This window comes from Halomonas sp. 11-S5 (genome assembly GCF_029889825.1).
Taxonomy (GTDB): Bacteria; Pseudomonadota; Gammaproteobacteria; order Pseudomonadales; family Halomonadaceae; genus Halomonas.
In genome coordinates this window covers 1-12,072 of sequence record NZ_JARANW010000001.1, presented here as the reverse complement: position 1 = coordinate 12,072, position 12,072 = coordinate 1, and the positions used below count along the sequence as shown (strand labels likewise).

12 protein-coding genes are annotated in these 12,072 nt (G+C 57.9%); all 12 read right to left on the bottom strand.

Annotated features, from left to right (window positions below; genetic code table 11):
- Positions 1-25 precede the first annotated feature (25 nt).
- Positions 26-1,188 (bottom strand): IS3 family transposase gene (locus OP497_RS00060; RefSeq protein WP_280545694.1). Its coding sequence is split into 2 segments (ribosomal slippage): positions 26-930 and positions 930-1,188, totalling 1,164 coding nucleotides; the frame shifts between segments, so codons are not numbered across the junction.
- Between the two features lie 62 nt (positions 1,189-1,250).
- Complete coding sequence (locus OP497_RS00055; protein ID WP_280545693.1) at positions 1,251-2,603, bottom strand: oligosaccharide flippase family protein; 1,353 nt, start codon at positions 2,601-2,603, stop codon at positions 1,251-1,253.
- 5 nt (positions 2,604-2,608) lie between these two features.
- Positions 2,609-3,799, bottom strand: a complete 1,191-nt coding sequence (locus OP497_RS00050) for a DegT/DnrJ/EryC1/StrS aminotransferase family protein (RefSeq protein WP_280545692.1) — start codon at positions 3,797-3,799, stop codon at positions 2,609-2,611.
- A complete protein-coding gene (locus tag OP497_RS00045; RefSeq protein ID WP_280545691.1) occupies positions 3,799-4,434 on the bottom strand; it encodes a sugar transferase in 636 nt (211 codons plus the stop codon). Before OP497_RS00045 ends, OP497_RS00050 begins: the two co-directional genes overlap by 1 nt.
- Positions 4,415-4,933, bottom strand: a complete 519-nt coding sequence (locus tag OP497_RS00040) for a hypothetical protein (protein ID WP_280545690.1) — start codon at positions 4,931-4,933, stop codon at positions 4,415-4,417. Before OP497_RS00040 ends, OP497_RS00045 begins: the two co-directional genes overlap by 20 nt.
- 12 nt (positions 4,934-4,945) lie before the next feature.
- Positions 4,946-5,233, bottom strand: a complete 288-nt coding sequence (locus tag OP497_RS00035) for a hypothetical protein (protein ID WP_280545689.1) — start codon at positions 5,231-5,233, stop codon at positions 4,946-4,948.
- 130 nt (positions 5,234-5,363) lie between these two features.
- Positions 5,364-6,224: a sulfotransferase gene (locus OP497_RS00030; protein WP_280545688.1), complete on the bottom strand. Its 861-nt coding sequence runs from the start codon at positions 6,222-6,224 to the stop codon at positions 5,364-5,366.
- Positions 6,221-7,411 carry a glycosyltransferase family 4 protein gene (locus tag OP497_RS00025; RefSeq protein ID WP_280545687.1) on the bottom strand — a complete coding sequence of 397 codons (1,191 nt, stop codon included), beginning with the start codon at positions 7,409-7,411 and terminating at the stop codon, positions 6,221-6,223. Before OP497_RS00025 ends, OP497_RS00030 begins: the two co-directional genes overlap by 4 nt.
- A 61-nt stretch (positions 7,412-7,472) precedes the next feature.
- A complete protein-coding gene (gene wecB / locus OP497_RS00020; protein WP_280545686.1) occupies positions 7,473-8,621 on the bottom strand; it encodes a UDP-N-acetylglucosamine 2-epimerase (non-hydrolyzing) in 1,149 nt (382 codons plus the stop codon).
- Between the two features lie 12 nt (positions 8,622-8,633).
- The gene (locus OP497_RS00015) at positions 8,634-9,758 is read right to left on the bottom strand and encodes an NAD-dependent epimerase/dehydratase family protein (RefSeq protein WP_280545685.1); all 1,125 of its coding nucleotides are present in this window, start codon (positions 9,756-9,758) and stop codon (positions 8,634-8,636) included.
- 29 nt (positions 9,759-9,787) lie between these two features.
- Positions 9,788-10,789, bottom strand: coding sequence for an SDR family NAD(P)-dependent oxidoreductase (locus tag OP497_RS00010; RefSeq protein WP_280545684.1), 1,002 nt, complete (start codon positions 10,787-10,789; stop codon positions 9,788-9,790).
- Positions 10,790-10,804: 15 nt separating this feature from the next.
- Positions 10,805-12,072: glycosyltransferase (locus OP497_RS00005; RefSeq protein WP_280545683.1), on the bottom strand; the 1,268-nt coding region annotated here is incomplete at its 5' end.

Sequence of the window (12,072 nt, the reverse complement as noted above, 5' to 3'; positions counted from 1 at the left end):
TTACCCAGCAATTGTGGACACCGATCTAAGCTATCATTCGGGCCTCGAAGGCCTCTGGGCTGATCATCCCAATCGCACTGTGCCGGCGCTGCCTGTTGTAGTCCAGCTCGATGAACTCGAACACCTGTCGCCGCATGGCTTCCCTGGTTTCGAATCGCTCACCATGAATCGCCTCGACCTTGAGGCTATGGAAGAAGCTCTCGGCACAGGCGTTGTCGTAGCAGTTGCCCTTGGCGCTCATGCTGCAACGCAGCTCGTGCCGGGTCAGCAGGGACTGGTACAGCGTCGAACAATACTGGCTGCCACGGTCACTATGCACGATCACGTTCTTGGGCATCTTGCGACTCCACAGGGCCATCTGCAGGGCATCACCGATCAGGTCAGCGGTCATACGCTCGCTCATCGCCCAGCCGATGACCTTGCGTGAGTACAGGTCGATCAGCACGGCCAGGTAGAGCCAGCCTTCACCGGTCGCAAGATACGTGATGTCGCCGACCCATTTCTGGTTCGGTGACACTGCGGTGAAGTCCTGCTTCAGCAGGTTGGGTGCCACCGGCAGCGAGTGCCGGGAGTTCGTAGTGGCCTTGAACTTCCGTGCCGCCTTGGCCCGCAGGCCTTGCCGGTGAAGGCTGGCGGCAACCGTTTTGGGGTTCAATGGCAAACCCTCGTCACGCAGATCCAGAGTCAGCCTGGGGGCGCCAGAGCGCCCCTTGCCCTGCTGAAAGGCCTGACCCACACGCTTGTCGATGATGGCCTGCTGACGGCGCCGCGGGGATGGTTCGCCACCACGCTGTCGCCAGGCGTAGTAGCCGCTGCGGGCAACACCAAGGACTGAGCACATGCGCTGGGTACTGAACACCTCGCGGTGCTGGCGGATGAAGGTGTACTTCACTTCAGGTTCTTCGCAAAGTACACCGCGGCCTTTTTTGTGATCGCTAATTCCTCCGATATTTCAGCTAGTTGGCGTTTGAGTCGAGCATTCTCTTCGGCCAAGGCTTGCTCACGTTCAGAGGCGTTCTTCTTTTGCTGGACCTTGGCCCGCCACTGGTAGAGCTGGCTGGGCTGAAGACCAAGATCACGGGCGGCGGCTGTGACACCGACGCGATCAGCAAGGGCCAAAGCCTCCTCACGGTAGGCATCGGAGTGTCGGGCGCGGGTCTTCTTCATCGGGGTAGCTTGCTTCGCCATGGGTCACCTCGTTGCAGTGTACTGCGTTAACGGGGTGTCCACTGCTACTGGGTAGGATCACTTCATCGAGAAAGCGGCTGGATACCAGCAAGTCGCAACACGTTGGGCGTTGGCAGCATCCAGATGCCAAGACGTCGCCAAACGAAGAACAGCGCAACGAGGTTCTGTACCACCAGTACAAACGCAAGCGCCAGTGCTGCCCCCATGGGCCCCAAAGCCGGTATCAACACGAGGAACAGGCCAAGCCCTACCGCATTACAAATCAATGCAACATTGCGCATCAAAGTTTCATGCCCCGTCATGTTGAGCAAGAAGCCCACAGAGCCTGTGCCCACATTGATGAGCTGAGCCAAGGCGATCACGCGCAACAAAGTCACCGCTTCGGAGAACTCTGCCCCAAAAAGCGATAACACCCACTCCGGCACAACCAGACAAATAAACAGTAACGGAGACGCTACTACCACACCCAAGAGAGCGCCCTGTCGCGCCAAGCGGCCCATTTCAATATCTTTACCCTCACGATAGAGGCTCGCGAAGCGTGGAGGAATTACCGCATTGAGCACTATGAGAATAAAGCTGATCAACATGGCGGCCTGCTGAGCCGTCTTGAAGTGGCCCAGCTCTGCGCTACTTAATAACCAGCCCGCCACCATTATTCCGAGCACCGTCTGCATGAAGCTCGCCAGGCTCATCACGAAAAAAGCCTGTGAGGTTGCGGTAAACTGGTATCGATCAACCATCACTGCGTCAGACCATTCCCCGCTTCTGCGTCGTTGCCGGTGCCAGCGCCACAGCTGCCAACAACCTTGCAGCAGCACTCCCCAAGCCGCTGCCGCATAGGCCCAGCCGATAGCAGCCATCTGGGGCTCGCTTACCAGTTCCCTCCACCCCCAGAGCAATACTGCAGCCATTAGTGCGACCGAGCCATTCTCCAGCAGGCATGCAGTTGCCGGCATGCGAACCCCCTTGAAAAACCCCGACAACAGGAATCCCAAGGTAAATGCTGGAGCGGCCACGGCCATTCCCACCAGCACATCACCCAGCCCCCCAGCCTCGAATACTTCTACTAGCACACTTCTCATCAAGAACATGAGAACTGAGGCCATTAGGCTTAAAAGCACCGCCCTGCGGCAAGCCCAAAACAGGTAAGTCATGGCATGTGGAGAGCGGATATCCTGACCCACGTACCGCATCAAGGCGTTATCCATACCGTATCGGGACAACAGGCCGATACCCAGGATGATGCTATGTGCCAGAGCATAAATACCGACCCCGGTGGGGCCGAAGGTGCGGCCAAGTACCATCACCAAAAATAATGCCCCCAGTGCCGCGATGCCACGGGCTACGAAGGTCCTGGCCAGAGTTAATACCATCTCTCCCTTGAGGCGGGTCAGCAACTTCCTTTTCAGAGGCATGCTATTCAACTCGATGCAGCGAGATGCATGACCCCACGCAATACGTGGCAGGTCTTGTCAACCTCAACCGCAGTCAGCGTAGGGTGGCACAGGAACATCAAGCTGGTATCGTTCAGCTCGCGTACCACGGGCAGAGGCCGCTGGGGCCGCCAGCCGGTGCCGGCGAAGGCCTTCTCACGATAGACCTCGGAACAGGAACCGGAGAAACACGGCACACCACGCTTGACCATCTCGCCGATGATACGGTCACGATCCCATCCATCGTTCAACTTCTCGGGCTCCGTGAACAAATAGCATTTGTAAGCCGCATGTTCGATATGATCGGGAACCTCTGGCACCCGCAAACCAGGGCATTCACTGGCGGCCTGCCAGATTTTGCCGGCATTGGCCTGACGCGCAGCCTTCCATTCAGGCATGCGACTCAACTGGATCCGCCCGATCGCCGCCTGCATCTCGGTCAGACGCCAGTTGGTGCCGAAGCTCTCGTGCAGCCAGCGAAACCCCGGCGGGTGCTCGCGCTCGTAGACCGCTTCCCAGCTCTTGCCATGGTCCTTGAAAGCCCACATCCTGCGCCACAGCGACTCATCGCTGGTGGTTACCATGCCGCCTTCCCCGCCGGTGGTCATGATCTTGTCCTGGCAGAAGGACCAGGCCCCCACATGGCCGATGCTGCCGACGCTACGCCCCTTGTAGGTGGCACCATGTGCCTGGGCGCAATCCTCGATCACATAGATGCCGTGGCGCTCGGACACCTCCATCAGCTCGTCCATCTCGCAGGGCCAACCGGCCAGATGCACGGCGATGATCGCCCGGGTGCGTGGGGTGATCCTGCGCTCCACATCACCGCGCCAGATGTTTTGGGAGTTTCGGTCTACATCGGCGAAAACGGGAACCGCTCCCGCTGTCACTACGGAGGAGGCAGACGCCAGAAAGGTACGCGAGGTAACGATTACCTCGTCCTGAACGCCATCATGGGTGCCGACTCCCAAGCCCTTCAGAGCCAGGTCTAGCGCCACGGTGCCGTTGGCCACGGCGATAGCATGCTCGGTACCGGCAAAGCGGGCGAACTCACGCTCGAACTCGCGGCCTTCCTGACCAGTCCAGTAATTCACCTTGTTGGAGAGCAGCACACGCTGCACCGCATCGGCTTCCTCTTGGGTGAAAGAGGGCCAGGGGGAGAAGGGACCGTTCAGCATTAATGAAACACCGTATCCAGGATATATCGAATATCACGTCCAAGCGACCAGTAGCGAATATACTCGAGATTCATCTGGACCTTATCCGGCCAGATCACTTCCCGATTATAAGCCTCAGGGTCAGTCTGGACCGCCAGCAACTCTTCTTCATTGCGATACTTAAGCGTGGCGGGTCCAGTAATGCCCGGCCGGATAGATAGCATGACCCGCTCTGCACCTTGTAGGGCATCGGCAAAACCCGGCACATCCGGTCGGGGCCCGACGAAGCTCATGTCGCCGGACAGCACGTTCCACAGCTGCGGCAGTTCGTCGATCTTGGTGCGGCGGAAGAAGCGCCCCAGCGGCGTGATGCGTGGATCACCCGAGCGGGTCACCGTCGTGGTCAGCTCGCGGCTGGGGCGCATGGTCTTGATCTTGACCACGGTGAAGAGGCGACCATCCTTGCCGACCCGGCGTTGGGTGAAGAAGCCATTGCTGCGCGCATCCAGGCTGGCTGCCAGCCAAGCAGGAACAATGAGCCAGAACGTCAAGGCGAGGCCAACAGCTGCCCCCATAACGTCGAAGCCGCGCTTGAGCACGGCCTGGCTGGGAGAGAGACCTTTTGAAAGGTTGGCTTCAACGTTTCCAGCGACCATAGAACACCAGAGAAAGTAGAAAGATCCGTTTTTGCTCGCAACGCTTGGGCATGTCGTCAAAGACCTGGAATGCTTCTTGGGCTAGTCCAACGAGTGCCAGTACATCAGAACGAGAGAAGCGGCGAGAAAGGTCATAGTCCGCCTCATGCCGTGCCTGCTGGAGATCGACGAACGCATTCGAGACTATCACAACACGCTCCTCTGGGCCCTCGGGAAGAAGCCTCCCCAGTGGTTGAACTGGAGAGCCAGGATTCCATCGCACCCAAGCCTGACAGGCCTTCTTCATGTCCGTATGGCCAAGCGCCCGGCCCACCTGCTGGCGCAGCGTGTCCAGCCCTTGCCCTGAAACTACCTCGCGACTTGCCGCATCCACCAGCAAATGAAACAGCGCGTAGTACGCTGAAGAAACTGCTCGCCTCAGACTGGCTTGCCGGGGGCGTCTCGGTTCGTGAGTCGCAAGCTGCCTCGCTTGATTAAGCAAATCCTTGTGCAAGGACACGACCGCTCTCCTTCAGACGTCACCTGCTTCCGATTCACGTACTCTGACGTAGGCCCAGAGGCCCGGCACCTCTTTCGAGAGCAGTTTCCGTATGCGATGTCGTAACTCTGTAAGAGCGGGCTGCAACTCTTCCTGCGGGGGAAATTCCGGTTCGAGAACAATCCATGCCCAAAGCGCCATGTCACCATCTGCATCGAGCTCTTCAGTCAGCTCGATACCCTGCACCCAATCCGGCCGCTCCAATCGTTCTAGTTGGTCTTGCAATGCCTCTAGCGAGGGGATATTGATCACCTGTGCCATCTTGCCTCCTCATCGCAGCCTGCTTGTGCCACGACTCACATAACCGGTTCCTTAACTTGCCCGGCCCTTTCGCGCTGCGATAGTGAAAATTATAGTGCAGCTGGGTTGGCCCACGTCCCAGCCATGAAGATTAACCGCGATAGCCATAACGCTCCAGTGCCTCACCGATCAGGGATTCCAGGCGTTTCACCTCGCCCTCTTCCAGGGAGGCACGCCCCTTGCCGATGCTCTTGCTGGAGACACCGGCAACGGCGCGGCGCAGCTCCTCCTCGGGCACCTCAAGCTCGAGAAACGCCAGCAGCCGCTTCAGCTGCGCCTCGGGGTCGCGCACGAAATCCTCGTAGCGCACGCGGATCACCCGATCGGGCGGCATGTCAGTGAAAGCGGCCTCGGCATTCTCGACGCAGCGTAGCCACTGTAGCGCACAGACCTCATTCAGGCTGTGGCGCTCCAGAATCTCTGGCATGCCGTCGAGGGCCGGCCCCCAGAACGCCAGGCGCTTCTCCCGGGAAAACAGCCGATAGACGCGGCTCCAGAGGTAGCGCGTGCCGTAATACGGCAGGTCCGTCAAGGGAACGAATCGCACCTTTTCCAGCAGGTACGGAATGTCCAGCGTCGCCTGCCAGCGCAGCTTGGCCGAGCCGGTGGTGTCGAGACCATCGCGGTAGATGTAGACATAGCGGGCATCCGGCACAGCGCGATCGACAAAGGGCACGCGAAGGCTGTTGGCACAGGTCTTCTCGACCACCGTATGCGCGTTGTATCGCTGCGCCACCCACTCGAACTGCTTGCGCATATAGCTCTGCACGGCAGGCGTGGCGCGCTCGGCAGGGATCTCGTCGGAGGGATGACGCACGTTGCCGTGGCGCCACAGGTAATTGATCTCGTCACACGGCCAAGTGGCCACGCCCTCGAATTCGCAGAGCACGTCGCGCAGCATGTTGGTGCCGCTCCGTGGGGCACCGATGATGATCACGTTATTGGGTGTCACTCCGTTTCCACCTCGCTTGCTTGCAGCAATTCGACCCACTGCTTGAGTACCACATCCTCGGAAAAGGTATTTTTTGCCTTTTCGCTGGCCCGGCCACGCATGCCAGTCACTTCAGAACGGTCATCGGCCAGGCGCAGCATCAGCTCCGCCAGCGCTTTACTGTCATCGACAGGCACAATGTGGCCATATCCACCCGCGACCACATCAGACGCCAGTTCACTCTCGGGCTCCACGGCCACGATCAATGGGCACCCCTGCTCCAGATAGGTCATGGTCTTGCTGGGGTAGGCGTAGCGATAGACTCCTGGCGTCAGGCTGACAAACCCCGCATCGGCCCGTTGCATGGCTGCCTTGGCAATTTCCACGGGCTGATGGCCAAGGAAGCGTACACGAGCCCCGAGCTCGGAGGCTTTACGTTGCAGCGCCCCCTTGGCGCCCCCCTCACCCATCAGCACGAACTCGATGTCATCCCGGTCCTTGAGCAGCCCCATGGCTTCCACCACGCTATCGAGCCCCTGGAAGCGCCCGATGTTTCCGGCGAACAATACCCGGAAGGTCTCGCCGGACCACTCGAACGGAAGTTCGTCGGGCAGCGCTTTTTCCGCGGGCAGGCTGAAGTTGTTGAGCACCTCGATGGACAATCGCTCGCCACCTCGCCGCTGTCTCAACGTCTTCTCCATGTCGCGGGACAGGACGACAACCGGATCGGCTCGACGGCAGCTCCAGTTATCGAGCCTGCCCAGCACACCGTAGACCACAGGATGTGCGAACTCGCCCGATACCTTGCCCACCTCGGGGTGAATGTCCATGCAGTGATAGATGAAGCGCGCCCCGGTCAGCTTCGCGGCGAGAGCAGCTGCAGCGCCACCCAGTACCGGCGGTGCCGTGGAGATCATGATCACATCGGGACGGCGCGTCATGGCGCGCCAGATCACGGCCCCCCCCAGGCGGATGGCGTTCACCACCCTCGTCAGGGGGCGGCCCGCCTCGCCAGGCAGGGACAGGCGGGTGACGCTGACGCCATCGACGTCATCGCGGCGGGGTCGCTTGGCGATGTCCAACTCCCCCTTGTAGGAGGGCTGGGAAGAGAGCACTTCCACATGGTGGCCTGCATCACGCCAGCTCGCCACGATACGTCGCAACATGGCGGCATAGGGCGGCGTGTCCGGCCAGTAGTAGCGGTGCACGGCCAGCACCCTGAGTGGCCTGCCCAATGCCGTGGAATCAGTCAGTGACTGTGGGTTCGATTCAGCTCCAGTCATAACGACTGAACTCATCCATGTTCCGCCAGCGGTTGGCCAGCTTGGCCGTGCCGGTGATCAGGCGCACCACCCGCTCCGAGGTATTGCGCACCTTGTACTCTTCCGGGATTTCGCGCTGCGTCCCCGAGAACACGTCTCGCGAGGCAGTGGCGATGCGTACACCGTCAAGAAGCCCTTCCTTGCCAAGGCCAGTCAGGGCGATGGCGCCGGTATCCAGCGCTTCGGGGCGCTCGATGGAGCGACGCATGGTCACCGCCGGGAAACCCAGGATCGAGGCCTCCTCGCTGATGGTGCCGCTATCGGAGATGGCGCAGTGGGCGTGCATCTGCAGGTGGTTGTAATCCAGGAAGCCGAATGGCTTGAGGAAGCGGATAGCGTCGCTGTCCTCCGCGAGCCCGAGCTTCTCCAGGCGGTTGCGCGTGCGCGGATGGGTCGAGACCACCACCGGAAAGCCATAAACATCGTGCAGCGCCTGCAGCGCGGCGACCACCTCGCGCAGGTTGTCGCGGCTGTCGACGTTCTCCTCGCGATGCACGCTCACGATGAAATACTTGCCGCGCTCCAGGCCCAGCGTTTCAAGAACCGTGGACTGCTCGATTCGGGGCAGCATGTGCTCCAGCACCTCGCGCATGGGCGAGCCGGTCAGGTAGATGAAGCGATGGGAGAGGCCTTCACTGATCAGGTGCCGCCGGGCGTGCTCGGTGTAGACCAGGTTGAAGTCGGCCAGGTGGTCGACCATCTTGCGGTTGATCTCTTCCGGCACGTTGGCATCGAAGCAACGGTTGCCGGCCTCCATGTGATAGGTGGGAATCTTCATCCGCTTGGCCATCAGCGTGGCGATGGCGCTGTTGGTGTCACCCAGCACCAGTACCGCATCAGGGCGCTCTTCCAGCAGCACCGCCTCGGTCTTGATCAGGATCTCGCCCAGGCTGCGTCCTAGCGACGAAGTGTCGACCTCGAGGAAGTGATCCGGGCGGCGCACCCCCAGTTCCTCGAAGAAGACATCGTTGAGCTCATAGTCGTAATTCTGCCCGGTGTGCACGATCTTGTGGTCCACCACCTGATCGAGAGCGGCCATAACGCGTGAGAGGCGAATGATCTCCGGGCGAGTGCCCAGAATGGTCATGACTTTCATCAAGAGGCTCGCTCAGTCGGAGGCATCAGGGTTCAGCACCGGCTCGAAGTAGGTGTCCGGATTTTCTGGGTCGAAGATCTCGTGGCTCCAGAACATTGTCAGCAGCTCTTCGTCACCGGTGTTGGTGATGCTGTGGGTGTGCAGGGTCGGCATGTCGACGTAGGAAGGCGCATCGCCGCTGACGTGGAACTCCTGGACATGGTCATCCAGCAGGCGCCGGATACGGATTACTGCCTGGCCCTTGACCACCAGGAAGCGTTCGACCTTGTTGAAGTGGTAGTGGTTGCCGCGGGTGATGCCCGGCCTGGTGGTGGAGAGAAACGCCTGGCCACCGTTGCGGTTCTTGACACCCTCGAACAAGGCCCCGCGGTCGTCGCTGTGAAGCTTCAGCGCCTTGGGGTAGTAGCCGGGGTACAGGAAGGAGCGCAGCGTATTGAACAGCTGCAGGTCGAAAGCATCACGCAGATCCGGGATCACGTCACCGGTATAGCTGCGATGCATGTCGACCAGCTTGCCCGCCGCCGCGGCAACGCTCATCGAGCGCCCCTGCAAGCGCAGCTCACCGCTCTGGCCACGCTCGAAGGCGGCCACGATCGCTGTAGCGATATCCTGGGCGTGCAGCACCTCCAACTGGCCGGAACCGTTGATGGCCAGATCCTCGCCTTGGGCAAGCTGATGGCAGAAGGTATGAATCGCCGAGTTGTAGTGGGGGCGCCCCCCCTCGCCGAACACATGGGGCAGCACCAGCTCGGTATAACGGCCACCCGCACGTTCAGACCAATCGGCAAACACTTGGTGGGCTGCCAGCTTGCCACGCCCATAGGGCACATCACGGTTGCGCTGGACGCTGTTGGCATAGAACAGATGCGGCGAGGCGGCAACGCCCTGCAAGGCTTGCATCAACCGCTCGGCCAGCTCACGATTCCCGTACTCTACCCTCTCGTCGCTGTCGCGGTTGATGCCGGCACAATGAATCACCCACTCGACATCTCTCAAGGCATCGGCCAGCGTCGCATCATCATTGAAAGCATGCCGATCCAGCAGCACCAACTCGTCCCGATAGGCTTCTCGAGCGCGCAGATGTAGATGAATATGCCGGCCCAGCAGTCCGTTGGCTCCGGTGATGACGATCTTCATTGAGTCTCCAGATAGGTTGGCGGGCAGAATCAAGCCTCGAGCGCGTCTCGAACTTCGGGCAGCGTCAGCAGCAGCTCCTTGAGCTCCGGCTTGTTGAGCTGATAGGTGTTGTGGGAGTGGTAATCCTCGGCAGCGGCCTCTTCCACGTCACCCTCGGTGAAGTACTTGCCGTAGTTGAGGTCACGGTCGTCGAAGCTCACACGATAGTAATCGCCCATGTCCTCGGAGCGGCGTAGCTCTTCACGGCTGGCCAGGGTCTCGTAGAGCTTCTCGCCGTGGCGCATGCCGATGACGCGCAACTCGTTATCGGCGTCGAACATCTCCAGCAGAGTCTCGGCCAGCAGTTTGACCGTACAGGCCGGCGCCTTCTTGATGAAGATGTCACCCTGATGCGCATTCTCGAAGGCAAAGTTGACCAGCTCGATGGCATCCGGCAGCGAGAGCATGAAGCGCGTCATGCTGGCCTCGGTGATGGTCAGCGGCTTGCCTTCCTTGATCTGCTTGATGAACAGCGGAATGACCGAGCCTCGGGAACACATCACGTTGCCATAGCGCACACAGGAAACCGTGGTCTCCCCCTCCCCCAACTGGCGGCTTGCCGCCTGAGCCGTCTTCTCCATCAGCGCCTTGGTCATGCCCATGGCATTGACCGGCATCACCGCCTTGTCAGTGCTCAGGCAGACCACGCTCTTCGCGCCGGCCTCGACCGCGGAATCGATCACATTCTGGCTACCCAGGATATTGGTCTTCACCGCCTCCAGCGGGAAGAACTCACACGACGGCACCTGCTTGAGCGCCGCAGCGTGGAACACCAGATCCACCCCGCGCATGGCCTTGTCGACGGAGTGCCGGTCGCGCACGTCACCGATATAGAACTTCAGCTCGGGGCGCCCATAGGCAATACGCATCTCGTCCTGCTTCGCCTCGTCGCGGCTAAGGATGCGGACCTCTTTGCAGCCGCGGTCAAGCAGGTAGTTGGCCATGGTCTTGCCGAAGGAACCAGTGCCACCGGTTATAAGAACATTAGTCATAATTCTGCCATGTACTCACAGGGTATCCTCTAAAATTTTATTTACGACGCCAGCAACTTCCATATTGTTATCGAAAAAAATCCTACCTCTCCTTCCCATCTCCACAGTATAGTTTCTTTCCTTATTTACCTTCATTTTCAAAAGGGCATCTACGAGAGACACAGGGGAGCCAACATCGCAGCGAATACCGGCTTTTGCCGTATACTGAACAAAATCACCAAAATCAGAACTCTGCTCTACACTAGCCACCACAGGAATAGCGGATATAAAATAATCCAAAACTTTTGAGGGGAATGTAGGAACATTAACATCAGGAACTGTAACAACCAAGCCAATATCATACCACTTCAAATCTGATAGATAATCTTTTCTATCTTTCACACCATGGTACACAACATTCTCATTCACCAAAGATTCGGCTTCCACCAAGTTTGCTAGATCACCTGCCCCATATACATGAATCTTAATTTTTAGCTTATTTTCATTTAATATCTTACCAGCTTTTAATATGTCTTCAACACCACGCCCTGAAGTTAACTGACCACCAAAAACCGCATGCAAATAGTCACTTTCGCACAAATTTTTACTCCCCGTTCTTGCATCGCGATTTTTTGACCACAAATACACAATCGATTTTTTACCAGCATATCCTATATGATATCTCAAAAAATACTTAAGGTTCGCATCGCTCATAAAGCACATACAATCTTGGCAACTTATAACAAATCTTTCGATGTTTTTTAAAAGACCTTTAAAAGCCAGTGCTCTAGCGCTTAAAAATCCAATCTGCTCATGATGAATAGGGAAGAAATCCCACAAAAACCCAACATTATATCCAGACAATGGCTTGATTTTATCGAGGGCATAAAAGATACACTTAAGAGAAAAAACAGAAGAAGTGAACATAACATCAACTTTCTTTCCACCACATGCTTTTAAAGCGGAAAAGTATAACCAAAAAGAAGCAACAGCATGGAAAAAAACTTTTCCTAAATTAGTAGTACTTTTAACTGGAAACGCAACAACTTTCAAATCTTTATTAATCTGGTGAACTCCCTTACCCCATTCCCCAGAAATATCAAACAATAAAACCAGAACACTCAACCCATTGCTTATAAGACCATATGACAAATCATCAAACAACCAGGGCTTCTTGCCAGTTTTAGAAAAAGTCCTACAAACTATAATAGCATTTTTCTTTTTCATATTAACAATCTTTACCAAGTATGAATTAAGCGGGTGGGGGGGGGGGGGGGGACACCCAGCACCATAAAGGGAAATTT

Coding starts and splice junctions, on each gene's coding strand:
- OP497_RS00050 (WP_280545692.1), bottom strand. CDS start 3,799: ATGCTGAACGGTCCCTTCTCCCCCTGGCCCTCTTTCACCCAAGAGGAA.
- OP497_RS00015 (WP_280545685.1), bottom strand. CDS start 9,758: ATGAAGATCGTCATCACCGGAGCCAACGGACTGCTGGGCCGGCATATT.
- OP497_RS00055 (WP_280545693.1), bottom strand. CDS start 2,603: ATGCCTCTGAAAAGGAAGTTGCTGACCCGCCTCAAGGGAGAGATGGTA.
- wecB (WP_280545686.1), bottom strand. CDS start 8,621: ATGAAAGTCATGACCATTCTGGGCACTCGCCCGGAGATCATTCGCCTC.
- OP497_RS00045 (WP_280545691.1), bottom strand. CDS start 4,434: ATGGTCGCTGGAAACGTTGAAGCCAACCTTTCAAAAGGTCTCTCTCCC.
- OP497_RS00035 (WP_280545689.1), bottom strand. CDS start 5,233: ATGGCACAGGTGATCAATATCCCCTCGCTAGAGGCATTGCAAGACCAA.
- OP497_RS00010 (WP_280545684.1), bottom strand. CDS start 10,789: ATGACTAATGTTCTTATAACCGGTGGCACTGGTTCCTTCGGCAAGACC.